The 17,187-nt window shown below is 68.3% G+C and carries 14 protein-coding genes and 1 tRNA gene; 8 read left to right on the top strand and 7 right to left on the bottom strand.

Features of this window, described 5'->3' with window-relative positions; genetic code table 11:
• Together AC3A6G_RS07950 and AC3A6G_RS07945 are read right to left on the bottom strand one after the other, a co-directional pair.
• A complete protein-coding gene (locus AC3A6G_RS07950; RefSeq protein WP_487859724.1) occupies positions 1–1,299 on the bottom strand; it encodes a M20/M25/M40 family metallo-hydrolase in 1,299 nt (432 codons plus the stop codon).
• A 2-nt stretch (positions 1,300–1,301) separates the two neighbouring features.
• The gene (locus AC3A6G_RS07945; RefSeq protein ID WP_487859723.1) at positions 1,302–2,258 is read right to left on the bottom strand and encodes a LysR family transcriptional regulator; all 957 of its coding nucleotides are present in this window, start codon (positions 2,256–2,258) and stop codon (positions 1,302–1,304) included.
• Between the two features lie 83 nt (positions 2,259–2,341).
• Here AC3A6G_RS07945 and AC3A6G_RS07940 point away from each other — a divergent pair, with 83 nt between their 5' ends.
• Positions 2,342–3,895, top strand: coding sequence for an MFS transporter (locus AC3A6G_RS07940; protein ID WP_487873487.1), 1,554 nt, complete (start codon positions 2,342–2,344; stop codon positions 3,893–3,895).
• On the opposite strand, the gene polA is transcribed toward AC3A6G_RS07940, so the two are convergent.
• Positions 3,848–6,670: a DNA polymerase I gene (gene polA / locus AC3A6G_RS07935; RefSeq protein ID WP_487873486.1), complete on the bottom strand. Its 2,823-nt coding sequence runs from the start codon at positions 6,668–6,670 to the stop codon at positions 3,848–3,850. The two genes, AC3A6G_RS07940 and polA, sit on opposite strands and share 48 nt — an antisense overlap.
• Positions 6,671–6,766: 96 nt before the next feature.
• On the opposite strand from polA, the gene AC3A6G_RS07930 reads away from it, so the two are divergent.
• Genes AC3A6G_RS07930 through AC3A6G_RS07920 form a run of 3 tightly spaced genes read left to right on the top strand, consistent with a single transcriptional unit; the run spans position 6,767 to position 9,048 of the window.
• Positions 6,767–7,123, top strand: coding sequence for a hypothetical protein (locus tag AC3A6G_RS07930; protein ID WP_487863409.1), 357 nt, complete (start codon positions 6,767–6,769; stop codon positions 7,121–7,123).
• Between the two features lie 43 nt (positions 7,124–7,166).
• Positions 7,167–8,225 (top strand): homoserine kinase, encoded by a 1,059-nt coding sequence (locus AC3A6G_RS07925; RefSeq protein WP_487859719.1) that lies wholly within the window; start codon positions 7,167–7,169, stop codon positions 8,223–8,225.
• Between the two features lie 10 nt (positions 8,226–8,235).
• Positions 8,236–9,048 (top strand): BPSS1780 family membrane protein, encoded by an 813-nt coding sequence (locus tag AC3A6G_RS07920; RefSeq protein WP_487859718.1) that lies wholly within the window; start codon positions 8,236–8,238, stop codon positions 9,046–9,048.
• A 21-nt stretch (positions 9,049–9,069) separates the two neighbouring features.
• Here the strand turns inward: AC3A6G_RS07920 and AC3A6G_RS07915 are convergent, their stop codons facing one another.
• Together AC3A6G_RS07915 and AC3A6G_RS07910 are read right to left on the bottom strand one after the other, a co-directional pair.
• Entirely contained in the window at positions 9,070–9,390 is a 321-nt protein-coding gene (locus AC3A6G_RS07915) for a hypothetical protein (protein WP_487863407.1), read from the bottom strand.
• 184 nt (positions 9,391–9,574) lie between these two features.
• A complete protein-coding gene (locus AC3A6G_RS07910) occupies positions 9,575–11,986 on the bottom strand; it encodes a UvrD-helicase domain-containing protein (RefSeq protein WP_487873485.1) in 2,412 nt (803 codons plus the stop codon).
• A 207-nt stretch (positions 11,987–12,193) separates the two neighbouring features.
• Between AC3A6G_RS07910 and AC3A6G_RS07905 the strand changes: the two genes are divergently transcribed.
• Complete coding sequence (locus tag AC3A6G_RS07905; protein WP_487859715.1) at positions 12,194–13,171, top strand: GMP reductase; 978 nt, start codon at positions 12,194–12,196, stop codon at positions 13,169–13,171.
• Positions 13,172–13,198: 27 nt separating this feature from the next.
• Here AC3A6G_RS07905 and AC3A6G_RS07900 read toward each other — a convergent pair whose 3' ends face one another.
• Positions 13,199–14,068, bottom strand: a complete 870-nt coding sequence (locus AC3A6G_RS07900; protein ID WP_487873484.1) for an alpha/beta hydrolase — start codon at positions 14,066–14,068, stop codon at positions 13,199–13,201.
• A 95-nt stretch (positions 14,069–14,163) separates the two neighbouring features.
• On the opposite strand from AC3A6G_RS07900, the gene AC3A6G_RS07895 reads away from it, so the two are divergent.
• The 3 genes from AC3A6G_RS07895 to AC3A6G_RS07885 all read left to right on the top strand — a co-directional run bounded on the left by AC3A6G_RS07895 (position 14,164) and on the right by AC3A6G_RS07885 (position 16,943).
• A tRNA-Ala gene (locus tag AC3A6G_RS07895) sits at positions 14,164–14,239 on the top strand.
• A gap of 307 nt (positions 14,240–14,546) precedes the next feature.
• A complete protein-coding gene (locus tag AC3A6G_RS07890; RefSeq protein WP_487873483.1) occupies positions 14,547–16,235 on the top strand; it encodes a sensor histidine kinase in 1,689 nt (562 codons plus the stop codon).
• Between the two features lie 18 nt (positions 16,236–16,253).
• Entirely contained in the window at positions 16,254–16,943 is a 690-nt protein-coding gene (locus tag AC3A6G_RS07885) for a response regulator (protein ID WP_487859712.1), read from the top strand.
• A gap of 30 nt (positions 16,944–16,973) precedes the next feature.
• On the opposite strand, the gene AC3A6G_RS07880 is transcribed toward AC3A6G_RS07885, so the two are convergent.
• Positions 16,974–17,183, bottom strand: a complete 210-nt coding sequence (locus AC3A6G_RS07880) for a Flp family type IVb pilin (RefSeq protein WP_487859711.1) — start codon at positions 17,181–17,183, stop codon at positions 16,974–16,976.
• Positions 17,184–17,187: the final 4 nt, after the last annotated feature.

Genomic DNA, 17,187 nt, shown 5'->3' with positions numbered 1-17,187 from the left:
TCAGCGGCCGCCGACCTTGTCGCGCGAAAGATCCATCACCATGCGCGTGGCAAGGTAAAGGCGCGGTTCGATCGAGTCGACCAGCACGTATTCGGCATCGGCCGAGTGCGCGCCGAAACCCTGCAGCCCGAAGCGCTCGACCACGGGCGCCTTGGTCTTGAGCGCGGCAAAGGCCGCATCGGTGCCGCCGCCCGCGGCCTTGTCGTCGGCACCGAGTGGGCGGCCGAGCTCGTCCTTGTAGATCGCCTGCGCATGCCTGGCGAGCGCGCGCGAGGCGTCGGTGGCTTCCAGCGGCGGACGGCGGCGCTCGAACTTCATGTCGACCTTGGCCTCGGGGATCAGCTGCTTCTTCACGCGCTCCTGCACCTGCTGCTCGATGCGGTCGTAGTCGCTGACCTTGAGCACGCGCACATCGGCCGCCGCGGTGGCGCTGGCCGGAATCACGTTGCGGTTGCTGCCCGACTTCGAAATCGTCCAGTTCATCTTGAGGCCTGTCGCGGGGTCGGACAGGTCGCGCATCTGCAGCACCTGGTGCGACAGCTCGTAGAGCGCGTTCACGCCGAGCTCGGGCGCCGAGCCCGCATGCGAGGCCTTGCCCGTGACGTTGAGCGTGACCGAGGCGATGCCGGCGGTGGCGAGCGAGAGCTTGTCTTCCTTGACCGAGGCGCCCTCGAACGACAGCACCGCGTCGTGCTCGCCCCCGAGGCGCGTGATGAGCGCGCGCGAGCCCGGCGAGCTGATCTCCTCGTCGCCGTTGATCAGCACCGTGAGCGTGCCGTAGTCCTTGAACTTGAGCGCCTGCAGCATCGCCACGGTGTGGATGATGACCGCCACGCCCTGCTTGTCGTCGGCGATGCCGAGGCCGAAGGCCTTGTCGCCCTCGATGCGGAACGGCTGCTTGTTGAGCATGCCCACGGTGTAGACCGTGTCCATGTGCGCGATCAGCATGATCTTCTTCTTGCCCGTGCCCTTGAAGGTGGCACGCACGACGCGCCCCATCGTCTCGGGCGTGTCCTCCATGCGGTAGGCCTCGGCGCTGGGGTCGATCAGCTCGACCTCGCCGCCCAGCGCCTTGAGCTTGCCGGCGATGAGGTCGGAGATCTTCGCGAGGCCTTCGAGGTCGCGGCTGCCCGACTCGATGCCCACGAGCTGCGACAGCGAATCGAGCAGCGGCTGCTTCTGCTCGGCGGCCAGGGTGGCGATGCGCGCATCGGGCGCAGCCAGCGCGGCGCCGCACATTGCAGCGAGCAGGCCGGCGCTGCCGAGGTGGCGCCAGGAACGAACGGAAAACGGATTCATGGTCAACGTCCTTTTGTTTTATGGGGCCGCGCGGCCGGTACCGCACGGTGCGGGCATTCTTCCATGCAGGCCGGCATCGCGGCGACCAGCGCATCGATCGCGCAGCGCGTCTTCGCGGGCAGATGCCGCGCGTGCGGCCAGAGCACGTGGATCGGCATCGCGTCGGCGTGGTGGTCGGCCAGCACGCGTTCGAGCTGCCCGGCTTGCACGTACCGCGCCAGCAGCCAGTTCGGCAGCCAGGCGAGGCCGGCTCCTGCGATGGCCGCATCGGCCACGGCCTGCAGGTCGTTCAGCCGTGCATGCCAGGGCAACTGCACCGTGAGCAGCCGGCCCTGCGGATCGCGCAGCTGCCAGCGCTGCGAATCGCCGGGGCCGCAATAGTCGATGCCGCGGTGCCGCGCCAGCGCGGCCACGTCCGCCGGCCGTCCGAAGCGTGCGAGGTAGGCCGGCGAGGCCGCCAGCACCATCGTCTGCTCGCCGAGGCGGCGCGCCACCAGCCGGTCGCTGTCGGGCAGCTCGCCGATGCGCACCGCGAGGTCGTAGCCCTCCTGCACCAGGTCGACCATGCGGTCGCTGATGGCGATCTCGACCTGCAGCTGCGGATGGCGCTCGATCAGCCCCAGCAGCGCTGGCGCGGCGTAGTGATGGCCGAAGGCCAGCGGCAGGCTGGCGCGCAGCCGGCCGCGCGGCGCGCGCCCGCCGCTGTCGAGGCCCGACTCCGCGGCCTCGAGTTCGGCCTGTGCACGCAGGCAGTGCTCGTAATAGGCCTGCCCTTCCTCGGTCAGGCTCTGGCTGCGCGTGGTGCGCTGGAGCAGGCGCACGCCGAGCCGCGCCTCGAGCCGCGCGAGCGCCTTGCCCACCGCCGAGCGCGTGAGATGGAGCCGTTCGGCCGCGAGCGTGAGGCTGCCGCTCTCGACCACCTCGAGGAAGGTCTGGATGCCATCGAATCGGTCGGTCATGGCGCGGGATTGTGCCTTCTAATTCCCGAATCTGCAGAACCGATGTCGCCAATGCGGAAGTGCTTTCCCATCAAGATGACCGCATGACTCCACCGCCACAGCCTGTTTCCCCACCCAGCCCGCGCCGCGATGCCGCCGCGCTCGCCGCCATCTGCCTCGTCGCGCTGATGTTCGGCCTCGAAATCTCCAGCGTGCCCGTGATCCTGCCGGCGCTCGAGCAGGTGCTGCACGCCGACTTCCAGGACGCGCAATGGATCATGAACGCCTACACGCTGGCCTGCACCTCGGTGCTGATGGCCGCGGGCACGCTGGCCGACCGCTACGGCCGGCGCCGGGTGCTGGTGGCGAGCCTGTGGCTGTTCGGCGTGGCATCGCTGGCGTGCGGCCTGGCGCCGAGTGCGCCGCTCTTGATCGCGGCGCGCTTCGTGCAGGGCGTGGGGGCCGGCGCGATGATGATCTGCCAGTTCGCGATCCTGTCGCAGCAGTTCCGAGAACCCGCAGCGCGCTCGCGCGCGTTCGCGCTCTGGGGCGTGGTCGCGGGCATCGGCCTGGGGTTCGGCCCGATCGTGGGTGCCGCCATCGTGGCCCTGGCCGACTGGCGCTGGGTGTTCCTGGTGCATGCGCCGCTCACGCTGCTGACGCTCGGCCTGGTGCATGCCAGCGTGCAGGAATCGCGCGACCCCGATGCGCACCGGCTCGACCTGGCCGGCATGCTCACGCTAACGCTCGCGGTGTTCGCGCTGGTCTGGTTCATCACGCTCGGCACGGTGCGCGGCTTTTCGAATCCGCTCGGGCTCGCGCTCCTGGCCGGCGCGGCGCTGAGCCTTGCGTTGTTCGTGCTGGCCGAGCGGCGCAGCGCGCACCCGATGTTCGACTTCTCGGTCTTTCGCATCCACCGCTTCAACGGCGCGATGATGGGCTCGATCGGCATGAACTTCAGCTTCTGGCCGTTCATGATCTACCTGCCGATCTACTTCCAGGCGGGCCTCGGCCACGATGTGATGCGCACGGGCTGGGCGCTGCTGGCCTACACGCTGCCCACGCTGCTGGTGCCGCCCTTGGCCGAGCGGCTGGCGCTGCGCCACGGCGCCGAGCGCGTCATTCCCGGTGGCCTGGGGCTGATGGCCGCGGGGTTCGGGCTCATGGCCCTGGGCGACGCGCAGGGCAGCGACGCCGTGGTGATCGCCGCCTGCCTCGCGGCGGGCATCGGCCTGGGCCTCACGAACTCGCCCGTCACCAACACCAGCACCGGCTCGGTGGCGGCGGCGCGCGCGGGCATGGCCTCGGGCATCGACTTCAGCGCGCGGCTCATCACGCTGGCCTTCAACATCGCGCTCATGGGCTTCGTGCTGGTGAGCGGCATTGCGCGCCACCTGGGCGAAGCGGGGCTGCCTTCAGGGCCCGGCGAACTGCTGCAGCTCGCGCAGGGCGTGGCGGCCGGCAAGCTCGACGTGCTGCCGGGCGCCGCCGGCCCCGCGCTCGCACAGGCGGCGCTGCGCGAAGGCTTCGGCGACGTGATGCGCTATGCGGGCATCGGCGTCGGCCTGCTGGCGCTCGCGAGCCACGCCTTCTTCAGGCGCAGCCGCCGCTCAATGGGCCTTGTCCCAATTGGGGCCGATGCCGATCTCGGCCAATAGCGGCACCTTGAGCTCGGCCACGCCGGCCATCAGGCGCGGGATCTCGGTGCGTACCCATTCGACCTCGGCCTCGGGCACTTCGAACACCAGTTCGTCGTGCACCTGCATGATCATCTTGGTGGCGCGCTGCTCGGCATCGAGCACGTCCTGCACCTTGACCATGCTGAGCTTGATCAGGTCGGCCGCGGTGCCCTGCATCGGCGCGTTGATGGCCGCGCGCTCGGCACCGCCGCGGCGCGGGCCGTTGGGCGAGTTGATCTCGGGCAGGTACAGGCGGCGGCCGAACACCGTTTCGACGTAGCCCTGCTCCTTGGCGATCGCCTTGGTCTCGTCCATGTACGCCTTCACGCCCGGGTAGCGCGCGAAGTAGCGCTCGATGTAGGACGCCGCGGCCTTGGTCTCGATGCCAAGGTTGCGCGCCAGCCCGAAGCTGCTCATGCCGTAGATCAGCCCGAAGTTGATCACCTTGGCATAACGGCGCTGTTCGCTCGATACCTGATCGGGCGTGGAACCGAACACCTCGGCAGCGGTGGCGCGGTGCACGTCGATGCCTTCGCGGAACGCACGCAGCAGCGACTCGTCGCCGCTGATGTGGGCCATGATGCGCAGCTCGATCTGCGAGTAGTCGGCACTCGCGATCACGCTGCCCGGCGGGGCGACGAAGGCTTCGCGCACGCGGCGGCCTTCGGGCGTGCGGATCGGGATGTTCTGCAGGTTGGGATCGTTGCTCGACAGCCGCCCGGTCACCGCCACCGCCTGCGCATAGTGCGTGTGGACGCGGCCGGTGCGCGGATTGGCCAGCTGGCCCAGCTTGTCGGTGTAGGTGCCCTTGAGCTTCGACAGGCCGCGGTGCTCGAGGATCTTGGCCGGCAGCGGAAAATCCTCGGCCAGCTTCTCGAGCACTTCCTCGTCGGTGCTCGGCGCGCCGCTCGGCGTCTTCTTGACGACCGGCAGCCCGAGCTTGGTGAAGAACACCTCGCCGATCTGCTTGGGCGAACCGAGGTTGAAAGGCTGGCCCGCGAGCTCGTAGGCCTCCTGCTCGAGCGCCATGATGCGGGTGCCGAGTTCGTGGCTCTGCGCCGCGAGCGTGGGTGCGTCGATCAGCACGCCGTTGCGCTCGACGCGGTAGAGCGCCTCGCTCGAGTCCAGCTCGAGCCGGTAGATGAAGCGCAGCTTCTCGTCGCGCTCGATCTGCGGCCACAGCGCGCGGTGCACGTCGAGCGTCTGGTCGCTGTCCTCGCACGAATACTCGGCGGCCTTGGCGATGTCGACCTGGCTGAACGGGATCTGGTGCGCGCCCTTGCCGCACAGGTCTTCGTACGAAATGCCGCTGCGCCCCAGGTGGCGCTCGGCCAGGCTCGCGAGGCCGTGCGGCCGGTGCGCCTCGAGCACGTAGCTCTGCAACATCGTGTCGTGCGCATAGCCCTGCACCTCGATGCCGTGGTTGGCGAACACATGGCGGTCGTACTTGATGTGCTGGCCGAGCTTTTTCTTCTCGCCGTTCTCGAGCCAGGGCTTGAGCCGCGCGAGCACCTCGTCGAGCGGCAGCTGCGCGGGCGCATCGGGGTAGTCGTGCGCGAGCGGCACGTAGGCCGCCTCGCCGGGCTCGACGCTGAAGCTCACACCGACGATCTGCGCCACCATCTCGTCGAGCGAGGTGGTCTCGGTGTCGATCGCCACGAGCTCGGCGGCCTCGAGCCTGGCGAGCCAGGCGTCGAACAGTTCCCAGGTCGTGACCGTGTCGTACTTGAGGTTGCTCGCCGGTTCGGCGGCCGCCAGCGCGCCGAGGTTGGTCGATTCGTCGAACAGGCCGGCCTGGTCGGTGCTCGCCGCACCACCGCGCGCCGCCTGCTTCTTGATGTTCTCCTCGATCAGCTCGGGCGGCACTTCCATCGCCTCGATCGACTTGACCAGGCTTTTGAAGCCGAAGCGCTCGTAGAAGGGCTTGAGCTCGGCCGTCTTGGGTGCGCTCACCGGCAGGCCCTCGAGCGAAGGCAGGCCCGCCACATGCGCGGCCAGGTCGCAGTCGGTGCGGATGGTGACGAGCTGGCGCGACAGCGGCAGCCGGTCGATCGCCTTGCGCAGGTTCTCGCCGGCTTGCCCCTTGACCTCGGCGGCGCGTGCGATCAAGCCGTCGAGCGAGCCGTATTCGAGCAGCCACTTGGCCGCTGTCTTGGGCCCGACCTTGTCCACGCCCGGCACGTTGTCGACCGCGTCGCCCACGAGCGTCTGGTAGTCGACCATCAGCTGCGGCGGCACGCCGAACTCGGCCGTCACGCCTGCCACGTCGCGCTTCTTGCCGTTCATCGTGTCGATGATCGTGATGTGCTCGTCGACCAGCTGGCTCAGGTCCTTGTCGCCGCTCGACACGATGACCTCCACGCCCTGCGCCGCGGCCGTCCTGGCGAGCGTGCCGATCACGTCGTCGGCCTCGATGTCGGGCACGCAGAGCACCGGCCAGCCCATCAGCTTCACCACCTCGTGGATCGGCTCGATCTGGCTGCGCAGCTCGTCGGGCATCGGCGACCGGTTGGCCTTGTATTCGGGGTACAGGTCGTCGCGGAAGGTCTTGCCGGGCGCGTCGAACACGCAGGCCGCGTAGTCGGCGCGGACCTCGCGGCGCAACGCCGTCATCATGTTGATCATTCCCCGGATCGCGCCGGTGGCCGGGCTCTTGGGATCGCCCGGCACGGCCCGCAGGTCGGGCATGGCGTGGAAGGCGCGGTACAGATAGCTCGATCCGTCGACGAGCAGCAGCGTTTTCTTGTCGGTCATCGGGCCATTTTGCCGTGCCCGCCGCGGCCTTCCGAACCACGGGCGCATGCGCGGCCAACCGACACGCTGGAACGGGCGCGCGCCTACAATCCGGCCATGCCTGACTCCACACTCCTGGTCGCCCGCCGCATCCTGCTGGCGCTGGCCTTCGCCACCCCCGTTGCCGCCCTGCAGGCGCAACCCGCGCCCGCCGCGCCGCCGGCCGAGTCGCTACAGAACCAGGAGCAGACCGACGGCCGCCGCAACCAGAAGATCGAGCACATCCGCACCGAGGACAGCGGCGCCACGGTCGACGAAGTCCGCTACGGCGGCCGCACGCAGAGCATCAACGTCAAGCCCAAGTCGAACATGCCCGGCTACGAGGTGCTGCCGCAGGACGCCGGCACCGCCCGCCCCGGACCGAGCGACTCGAGCGGGAACGGCGCGCGCGTCTGGAACGTGATGAAGTTCTGACCGTGCTGCGCCTTCCTTTGGCAGCACCCCGCTGAGCACCGCCATGGCAGTTTTTACCGAAGTCGAGTTCGGCGAGGCCGACGCGCTCGTGCAGCGCCTTGGCCTGGGCCCCCTGCGCGAACTGCGCGGCATCGAGGGCGGCATCGAGAACACCAACTATTTCGCGACCACCGAGCGTGGCGAGTTCGTGTTGACGCTGTTCGAGCGCCTGGGCGCCGAGCAGTTGCCCTACTACCTTTGCCTGATGAAGCACCTGGCCGCGCGCGGCCTGCCGGTGCCCGAGCCCGTGGCCGACCCAGCCGTCGCGCCGCCTTCGGGCCACCCCCTCACCATGCCCGCCCAGGCGCCCTGCGAACTGCTGCTGCAGGTGGCGGGCAAGCCGGCCGCGCTGGTGCAGCGCCTTTCGGGCCGCAGCGAACTGGCGCCGAACGCCGCGCACTGCACCGAGCTCGGCAGCATGCTCGCGCGCATGCACCTCGCGGCGCGCGACTTTCCGCGTATCCAGCCGAACCTGCGCGGCCTTGCGTGGTGGAACGAGACGGTGCCGGTGGTCCTGCCCTACATCGACGAGGCCCAGGCCGCCCTGCTGCGCGCCGAACTCGCCTACCAGAACCACGTTGCCGAATCGGCGGCCTATGCGGCGCTGCCGCGCGGGCCGGTGCATGCCGACCTGTTCCGCGACAACGTGATGTTCGCGAGCGGCACCGAGGCCGACGCTGAAGCCGGCGCCACACCGCGCCTGACGGGCGTGTTCGATTTCTACTTCGCGGGCACCGACACCTGGCTGTTCGACCTCGCCGTGTGCCTGAACGACTGGGCCATCGACCTCGCGACCGGCCGGCACGATGCCGCGCGCGCCGACGCGCTGCTCGCAGCCTACGAGACCGTGCGCCCGCTGAATGCGGCCGAGCGCGCCCTGCTGCCCGCCATGCTGCGCGCCGCGGCGCTGCGCTTCTGGACCTCGCGGCTCTGGGACTTTCACCTGCCACGCGAAGCCAGCATGCTGAAGCCGCACGACCCGGCGCACTTCGAGCGCGTGCTGCGCGAGCGCGTCTTCCATCCGCACGCCATGGCGCGATCGCTCGAGTCCATGGCCGCCTGAGCCCCAAGAAATGAAACTCCACATCGTGCCGGCGCGAACCGGCGCCGAATGGGTCCGCCTCGGGCTCAAGACCTTCTGGCGCCAGCCGCTGGCCTTCATCTCGCTGTTCTTCCTGCTGATGGCGATCATCTCCACGGTGTCGCTGCTGCCGCTGGTCGGCAGCCTGCTGGCGCCGATCCTGCTGCCGTTCATGACGCTGGGCTTGATGGTCGCCACCTCCGTGGCCTACGGCGAGGGTCCGCCGCAGCCCGCCACCGCGGGCCAGGTGCAGCGGCCCATGGGCTCCGCGATGCTGGTCGCGGTGATCGGCGCCATGCGGGCCGAATGGCGCGCGCTCGTCAAGCTCGGCGTGATCTCGGCGGTGTACTTCGCGCTCGCGGTGCTGCTCACGGGCTTCATCGACGGCGGCGAACTGGCGCGTGCCTACCTGCTCGACCAGGCGCCCACGCCCGAGGTGATGGCAAGCAGCGACTTCCAGCTCGCGCGCATGTTCCTGATGTGCCTGAACCTGCCGCTGTCGCTGGCCATGTGGCATGCGCCCGCGCTGGTGCACTGGCACCGCGTCGAGCCGGTCAAGAGCATCTTCTTCAGCATCGTGGCGCTGTTCCGCAACTTCGGCGCCTACGCGCTGTTCGCGGTGGCCTGGTTCGGCGTGTTCCTGCTCGCGGGCATTGCCATGGGCCTGGTCGCGACCGTGCTGATGAGCGTGGGCTCGGCGGCCTTCCTGGGCAACATGCTGATCGTCGGCTCGGCGCTGGTGCTCGCGGCGATGTCGCTGAGCTCGACCTGGTTCACCTTCCGCGACAGCTTCGACCCGAACTGAACGCGGCGCGAGACGCGCCGCTCAGCCGCGCGCCCGGTCCTTGCGCAGGCTCGCGAACAGCGACCAGACCATGCCCGCCAGCAGCAGCAGCGCGACGCACAGCGCGCCCCACAGCCACCATTCGCGCGCGGGGTGCGGCTCGATGGGCACCGGCAACTGAACCGCCGCGGCAACGGCCGCATCGACGGCCTCGAGCACCGGTGGCCGGCGCATCGCGGCGTCGTCCACCGCCATGCGCGTGACCGCGGGCGTGTCCGGTGCGGTGCCGACCGGCTGCTGTGCGCCGGCCGCGCAGAACCAGGCCGCGGCCAACGCCACGGACCAACGGACAACACACACCATGGGGCGCGATGAGTTCGCACCAGGCTTCATGCGGCACCTCCTTCGGGCAGAAGAAGCCGCATCTTTCCCGATTTCTCGCCGCGTTGGGCACGCCGATGCGAAATAACCCGCTGCCGCGAGGGCGACGGTGGCCGCAGTTTGAACTATCGACCTAAACCGCAGCCCGCCTGCGGCGCGGGCATCGTCAAACCGGCGTGAGCTTGGCGACCGACAGCGCGAGCCACTTCACGCCGTGGCGCGAGAACTTCACCTGCGCGCGCGCATCGTCGCCGGTGCCTTCGAGTGCGAGCACCGTGCCTTCGCCGAACTTGTTGTGGAACACCTGCATGCCCGAGCGCAGGCCGTGCGAGGGCGCGGCCTTCTGCGGCGGCACCGGCGGACTCGCGAAGCTGTCCTTGTTGCTGCTGCCGTAGCCGCTGCCCCCGCCGTAGCCGCCGCCGCCCCCGGAACGCGTGCTGCCGTAACCACCGCCGTAGCCGAAAGCCGAGGGCTTGAACCCCTGGTTCTTCGGCGTGAGCCACTTGAGCGCGCCCTCGGGCAGCTCGTCGAAGAAGCGGCTCTTCAGGTTGTAGCGCGTCTGGCCGTGCAGCATGCGGGTCTGCGAATGGCTCAGGTAGAGGCGCTTGCGCGCGCGCGTGATCGCCACGTACATCAGGCGGCGCTCTTCCTCGAGGCTCTCGAAGTCGCTCATCGAGTTCTCGTGCGGAAACAGGCCCTCTTCCATGCCGGTGATGAACACGCAGTCGAATTCGAGCCCCTTGGCGGCGTGCACCGTCATGAGCTGCACCGCGTCCTGCCCGGCCTGCGCCTGGTTGTCGCCCGACTCGAGCGCCGCATGCGTGAGGAAGGCCGCGAGCGGGCTCAGCGTCTCGCCCGTTTCGGCGTCGGGTGCGAGCGGTTCGTCTAGCACTGGCCGGCTCGGGTCGAGGCCCTGGCTCGCGGGCGACTGCCGCAGCTCGTCGACTGGCAGTGCCACCGCATCGCGGCCGAAGCCCTCCTGCGTGACGAAGCTCTCGGCCGCGTTCACCAGTTCTTCCAAGTTCTCGATGCGGTCGGCGCCTTCGCGGTCGGCGCGGTAGTGCTCGACGAGGCCGCTGTGGTCGAGCACCAGCTCGATGATCTCGCGCAGGCTGATGCCCTGCGTCTGCTCGCGCAGCACGTCGATCTTGGCGACGAATGCCGTGAGGTTCGCACCCGCCTTGCCGCCCACGGCGTGCACCGCGTCGTGCAGCGAGCGCCCGGCGTTGCGCGCGGCGTCCTGCAGCTGCTCGAGCGTGCGCGCGCCTATGCCGCGCGGCGGAAAATTGACCACCCGCAGGAAGCTGGTGTCGTCGTCCTTGTTCTCGAGCAGGCGCAGGTAGGCCAGCGCGTGCTTGATTTCGGCGCGCTCGAAGAAGCGCAGGCCGCCATACACGCGGTACGGCACGCCGGCATTGAAGAGCGCCGTCTCGATGACCCGGCTCTGCGCGTTGCTGCGGTAGAGCACGGCCATTTCCTTGCGCTCGAAGTCGTCGCGCACGAGCTGGCGCATCTCCTCGACCATCCACTGCGCTTCGGCCAGGTCGCTCGGCGCCTCGTACACGCGCACCGGCTCGCCGGGGCCTTGGGTCGTGCGCAGGCTCTTGCCGAGCCGCTTCTTGTTGTGGCTGATGAGCTCGTTGGCCGAATCGAGGATGTTGCTGTAGCTGCGGTAGTTCTGCTCGAGCTTGATCTGGTTCTGCACATCGAACTCGCGCACGAAGTCGGCCATGTTGCCCACGCGCGCGCCGCGGAAGGCATAGATGCTCTGGTCGTCGTCGCCCACCGCGATCACGCTGTTGGGACCGGGCACGAAGTGCCCCGAGACCGTGTTGCCCGCGAGGATCTTGATCCAGGCGTACTGCAGCCGGTTGGTGTCCTGGAACTCGTCGATCAGGATGTGGCGGAAGCGCCGTTGGTAGTGCTCGCGCACCGGCTCGTTGTCGCGCAGCAGCTCGTAGCTGCGCAGCATGAGCTCGCCGAAGTCGACCACGCCCTCGCGCTGGCACTGCTCTTCGTAGAGCTGGTAGAGCTCCACCTTCTTGCGGTCGTCCTCGCTGCGGATCTCCACGTCCTTGGGGCGCAGGCCGTCTTCCTTGGCGCCCGCGATGAACCATTGCGTCTGCTTCGCCGGGTAGCGCTCGTCGTCGACGTTGAACTGCTTCATCAGCCGCTTGATGGCCGAGAGCTGGTCCTGGGTGTCGAGGATCTGGAACGTGGACGGCAGGTTGGCGAGCTTCCAGTGCGCGCGCAGGAAGCGGTTGCACAGGCCGTGGAAGGTACCGATCCACATGCCGCGCACGTTCACCGGCAATATCGCCGTCAGCCGCGTCATCATCTCCTTGGCGGCCTTGTTGGTGAAGGTCACGGCCAGGATGCCGCCTGCGGAGACTTGGCCGGTCTGCAGCAGCCAGGCGATGCGCGTGGTCAGGACGCGGGTCTTGCCCGAGCCCGCGCCCGCGAGGATGAGTGCATTGCCCGCAGGCAACGTGACCGCAGCGCGCTGCTCCGGGTTCAGGTTCTGCAGCAGCGGCAGGTCCGAGGGGTGGGCATCAGCCGCAGGATCGTTGAACAACATCCGTCGATTGTAGAAACCGCCGCGTATGGGGGTTATATGAAGAAGCGGAAGACCCGCCTTCGTGGGACTGCGTAAAATCAATCACCGGGCCCAAGTTTCTTGCGCCCGGTTTTTTGTGCCCGCTCACTTTGGTGAAAAGCACACGAGAACCGGCCGGACCAAGCGCTCATTCGTTTTTTTGGGACGAAATTTCCGAGGAGCCAGTCCATGCAGATTTTCGATTACGACAACATCCTTTTGCTGCCGCGCAAGTGCCGCGTCGAGAGCCGTTCCGAATGCGACGCCAGCGTCGTGCTCGGCAGCCGCAGCTTCCGCCTGCCGGTGGTGCCCGCCAACATGAAGACGGTGGTCGACGAGCCGATCTGCCTCTGGCTGGCGCAGAACGGCTACTTCTACGTGATGCACCGCTTCGACCTCGACAACGTGAAGTTCGTGCGCGAGATGCAGGCCCAGGGCGTGTTCGCCTCGATCTCGCTGGGCGTAAAGAAGCCCGACTACGAGACGGTCGACCAGCTCGTGGCTGAGGGCCTGGTGCCCGAATACATCACGATCGACATCGCGCACGGCCATGCCGACAGCGTGAAGAACATGATCGGCTACCTCAAGCAGAAGCTGCCGGGCGCCTTCGTGATCGCCGGCAACGTGGGCACGCCCGAAGCCGTGATCGACCTCGAGAACTGGGGCGCCGACGCGACCAAGGTCGGCATCGGCCCGGGCAAGGTCTGCATCACCAAGCTCAAGACCGGCTTCGGCACCGGCGGCTGGCAGCTCAGCGCGCTCAAGTGGTGTGCGCGCGTGGCCACCAAGCCGATCATTGCCGACGGCGGCATTCGCGACCATGGCGACATCGCCAAGAGCGTGCGCTTCGGCGCCTCGATGGTGATGATCGGCTCGCTGTTCGCGGGCCACGAGGAGTCGCCGGGCCAGACGGTCGAGGTCGACGGCGCCCGCTTCAAGGAGTACTACGGCTCGGCCAGCGACTTCAACAAGGGCGAGTACAAGCACGTCGAGGGCAAGCGCATCCTCGAGCCGATCAAGGGCCTGCTGGCCGACACGCTGGTCGAGATGGAGCAGGACGTGCAGAGCTCCATCAGCTACGCGGGCGGGCGCACGCTGATGGACATCCGCAAGGTCAACTACGTCACGCTCGGCGGCGACAACGCAGGCGAACACCTGCTGATGTAGCGCCCGGCCCGGAGGCCTCCTCTTTCGTCAGGCCTCCAGCAACTGCACCGCGCACCGGTGCAGCCGGTGCGCCGGGTCGGCCAGCGCATCGACGATGCTGAAGTGGTCCAGGCCCGGCAGCGTCTCGCACACCGGCACCGCATGCCGGCCCCAGGCGGCGCGGATCATCGCGTTGTGGCGCAGGAACTCGTCGCTCTCGTTGCCCCCCACCAGCGCATGGAGCTGCCCGCGCGCGGGCGCCGGCCACAGCGCCGGGCTCGCGCGCAGCGCATCGGCATCGCCGAGCTTCAGCGTGTTGGCCAGGAACGGCGTGCGCTGCAGCGGGCGCAGGTCGTAGAGGCCCGAGATCGACAGTGCGTTGCGCACCAGCTGCGCCGGCAGGTCGGGCGCCACCGCCTGCCAGTCGCAGGCCAGCAGCGCAGCCGCCATGTGGCCGCCGGCCGAATGCCCCGCCACCGTGATGCGCGCGGGGTCGGCGCCCAGCGCCGCCGCATGCCGCCAGACCCATTCGAGCGCGCGCACCATCTGCATCAGGATGCCGGGCACCGTGACCGGCTGCTCGGGCGTGCCGGGGCACAGCGCGTAGTTCGGCATCACCACGCAGACACCGCGGTCGTTGAATGCGGGTGCGATGAAGGAATGGTCGCGCTTGTCCATCGCGCGCCAGTAGCCGCCGTGGATGAACACCAGCACCGGCGCGTCGGGCACCGGCGCGGGAAAGATGTCGAAGGTCTCGTTGACACCGCCTCCGTAGGGCACGTCGATGCGGCACGGCAGCGCTTCGCGCGCCGCGGCCGATTCGCGCGCCCAGCGCGAGAAATACGCCGGATACTCTTTGACCCGGGAGAGGTTGTTGTACATGCCTTCGAGCCAGGCGGGATCGTCGTGCGCGGCCATGCGGATGCTGCTCCTTGTGGGGGGACGCGCATCTTGGCATGCACTGGCCGGCCCTGCGCCGGCGGACACGATCTGGTTAGAATTCGGCTTGCGTTGGGGGGGTAGCTCAGCTGGGAGAGCGCCGCGTTCGCAATGCGGAGGTCGTGAGTTCGATCCTCATCCTCTCCACCAATCCATTCGAGGGCTCGGTTTTCACCGAGCCCTTTTTCTTTGCGGCGCGCGCTGCGGCCGCAACCTCCAACGGCTCCCGCTCGCATTTGCACTCCTGTGTTAACAAAAGCGTACTGCTTTAGTGGGTTTTTCAGATTAAGTTTGCAATTGACTACAAAGGTAGTACTGTAAATGCCTCGCATTTATTAAATATCTATCCAAAGTGAACCAAGGTGTTACGTCCTCCCACCTCCCCTTCCGGGGTGCGGACGCCTTGGCCTGTTGGAACGGGCAGGCATGAGCCGCGGTATGGACTGGAACCAACTCCGTGCCAGCCAAACCCCTCAGCCCGCCCCTCGGGCCCGACCCAGGCATCGCCGCCGATGCGCTCATGGTGGCGGGCATGCGGCTGGTGCTGGCGATCTCGGCCCTGCTGGCCGTTGCGGTTGACGCTGGAGAGTCGCAACGGCGCCTGGACGGCGGCACCTGGCTCGCGTTCTCGGGCTACGCGCTCTACAGCCTCGGGGTCTACGCCTGCACGCGCAGCGGCCAGCCGTATTTCCAGGGCAAGGCGATCCACTGGTTCGACGTGCTGTGGTCGACGCTGCTCATCTTCGTGACCGGCGGCATCCACAGCCACTACTTCCTCTTCTACTTCTTCGCGATCCTCACGTCATCGTTCCGCTGGGGCTACGAGGAAGGCGCACGTATCACGATGGCATCGGTGGTCTCGTTCGGCGCCTGCTGCCTTGCGAGCGTCACGGGAAACAGCACGCCGCAGTTGCTCATGCGCGCCACTTTCCTGCTGGCGCTGGGCCACATGGTCGGCCACTGGGGCGGATCGAAAGTGGCGCTGCAGCGGCGCCTCGCGCTGCTGAGCCAGGTGAGCCGGCTGTCGAACCCGCGCTTCGGTGTCGACCGCACCCTCGCGAGCACGATGGAAAAGACGATGGCCTTCTTCGAAGCGAGCCATTGCATCCTGCTGATGCGCGACGCGGCCAACGGCCCCTGGGCCATGCGCAGCCTCGGACACGCCGACCCGGGCAAGCCGGCGAGCGTCGAAACGCTCGACCTGCTCTCGAGTTCGCCGCTGATGGGGTTGGGCGCCGAGCACATCGTGCTGAGCAACCGCAGGCCCTGGCCGCTGAGCCTGCTGGGCGCGCAGGGCCAGATCTGCGCCCCGCGCACGCAGCGCTGGCTTGCCCAGGATGCGCAAGGGCTCGCACGCAGCGCCGCGGTGGCCGCCATGCTCGAGGTGCGCGCCTTCATCAGCGCGCCGCTGCCGCTGCGCCAGGGCGAGGGGCGAATCTTCGTGGGCTCGCGCGGCGGGCTGTTCCAGAAGGCCGACGCGACCTTCCTCGCGCACATCATGAGCCAGGTCATCCCGGTGATCGAGACGATCAAGGTGCTCGACCGCATGGCCTCGGAGGCCGCCTCGAAGGAGCGCCTGAAGATCTCGCTCGACCTGCACGACACTGCCATCCAGCCCTACATCGGGCTCAAGCTCGGGTTGAGCGCGCTGCGCAAGAAAGCGTCGGCCGACAACCCGCTGATTGCCGACCTCGACCGGCTGGCCGCGATGGCCGACGGCGTGGTGGCGGAACTGCGCCACTACGCGGGCACCGTGCGCGACGGCGCCGACAACCGCTGCGAGTTCATCCTGCCGCACCTGCACCGCCAGGCCGCGCGCATCAAGGTGCTCTACGGTATCGACATCGACATCGTGGTCGAGGGCGACGTACAGCTCGACGACCGCATGACGGCCGAAGTGCTGCAGCTCGCGCGCGAAGGCCTGCACAACATCTGCAAGCACACCGACGCGCACCACGGCCGCATCCGCATCGGCTGCGCCGACGGCAAGCTGCAGTTGCGCATCGAGAACGATGCCTGCGACGCGGAACCTGTCGAATTCCACCCGCGTTCCATCAGCGAACGCGCAGCCGCCCTAGGCGGCAGCGCCAGAGTGAGTCGGGGCTGGGACGGCGCCACTGCCGTGCTGGTCGAAATACCCATCTGAATCAAGGAGAAGGTGCCCATGCAGCCAACCACCGCCCGACCCATCAGCGTCATGCTCGTCGACGATCATCGGACCATGCTCTGGGGCCTCTCGAAGCTGATCGACGGCGAACAGCCGCGCATGAAGGTCGTCGCCACGGCCAACTGCGCCGAACAGGCACTGGAGCGAAGCGAGGCGACGATGCCCGACGTGATCGTGCTCGATCTCGACCTGGCCGGCCAGAGCGCCCTCGACATCCTGCCGATGCTGCTCGCGAACGAGGTGTCGCGTGCGCTCATCCTTACGGCCGAGCGCCAGCAGCACACGCTCGACCTCGCGGTGCTGAGCGGGGCGCGCGGCGTGCTGTGCAAGGACGCCCCTGCGGAACAGGTGCTCGACGCGATCGAGCGCGTCCACAAGGGCGAACTCTGCATCGACGCACAGGCGATGGGCCGCGTGTTCTCGCAGCTCACTTCGCCGAAGAAGGCCGCCAGGCCCGACCCCGAAGCCGCCAGGATCGCAAGCCTGACGCAGAAGGAGCGCCAGGCCATCCGCGCCGTCGTCGAAGGCAGCGGCGCGCCGAACAAGACGCTCGCATCGCGGCTGTTCGTGACCGAGCACACCTTCCGCAATCACCTGACGTCGATCTACCAGAAACTCGACGTCGCGAACCGCCTCGAGCTGTACATCTACGCGATGAAGCACCAGCTCCACGTCGCGCCGCACTGAGCGCGGCAGGCCGCGCCCGGCGGTATCCGCTCAATCACAGACGGACCGGGCGAGGCAGGCCGTGAGACGACCGAAGATCGTCTCGAAGCCGCCGATGTCTTCGGCGAGCGCCCTGAACGACACGACCAGCGTGATCGACACCACCGCGATGACCAGCGCGTATTCGACCAGCTGAGCGCCCTCTTCGCCGCGCAGGAACCCGCGGGTCGATTGGCCGAGGGCCTGGAGAACCTGGTTCATTGTT

It is taken from the genome of Variovorax sp. Soil_C_26 (assembly GCF_057657075.1).
The sequence above is the reverse complement of the archived record's forward strand: the minus strand, read 5'-3'. Positions and strand labels throughout refer to the sequence as shown.

Excerpts from the sequence above, each read along its gene's own strand:
- AC3A6G_RS07930 (WP_487863409.1), top strand. The coding sequence starts at position 6,767 with ATGCCTGACTCCACACTCCTGGTCGCCCGCCGCATCCTGCTGGCGCTG.
- AC3A6G_RS07900 (WP_487873484.1), bottom strand. The coding sequence starts at position 14,068 with ATGGCCGCGCACGACGATCCCGCCTGGCTCGAAGGCATGTACAACAAC.
- AC3A6G_RS07940 (WP_487873487.1), top strand. The coding sequence starts at position 2,342 with ATGACTCCACCGCCACAGCCTGTTTCCCCACCCAGCCCGCGCCGCGAT.
- AC3A6G_RS07950 (WP_487859724.1), bottom strand. The coding sequence starts at position 1,299 with ATGAATCCGTTTTCCGTTCGTTCCTGGCGCCACCTCGGCAGCGCCGGC.
- AC3A6G_RS07920 (WP_487859718.1), top strand. The coding sequence starts at position 8,236 with ATGAAACTCCACATCGTGCCGGCGCGAACCGGCGCCGAATGGGTCCGC.
- AC3A6G_RS07925 (WP_487859719.1), top strand. The coding sequence starts at position 7,167 with ATGGCAGTTTTTACCGAAGTCGAGTTCGGCGAGGCCGACGCGCTCGTG.
- AC3A6G_RS07915 (WP_487863407.1), bottom strand. The coding sequence starts at position 9,390 with ATGGTGTGTGTTGTCCGTTGGTCCGTGGCGTTGGCCGCGGCCTGGTTC.
- AC3A6G_RS07880 (WP_487859711.1), bottom strand. The coding sequence starts at position 17,183 with ATGAACCAGGTTCTCCAGGCCCTCGGCCAATCGACCCGCGGGTTCCTG.
- AC3A6G_RS07945 (WP_487859723.1), bottom strand. The coding sequence starts at position 2,258 with ATGACCGACCGATTCGATGGCATCCAGACCTTCCTCGAGGTGGTCGAG.
- AC3A6G_RS07910 (WP_487873485.1), bottom strand. The coding sequence starts at position 11,986 with ATGTTGTTCAACGATCCTGCGGCTGATGCCCACCCCTCGGACCTGCCG.
- AC3A6G_RS07905 (WP_487859715.1), top strand. The coding sequence starts at position 12,194 with ATGCAGATTTTCGATTACGACAACATCCTTTTGCTGCCGCGCAAGTGC.
- AC3A6G_RS07885 (WP_487859712.1), top strand. The coding sequence starts at position 16,254 with ATGCAGCCAACCACCGCCCGACCCATCAGCGTCATGCTCGTCGACGAT.
- polA (WP_487873486.1), bottom strand. The coding sequence starts at position 6,670 with ATGACCGACAAGAAAACGCTGCTGCTCGTCGACGGATCGAGCTATCTG.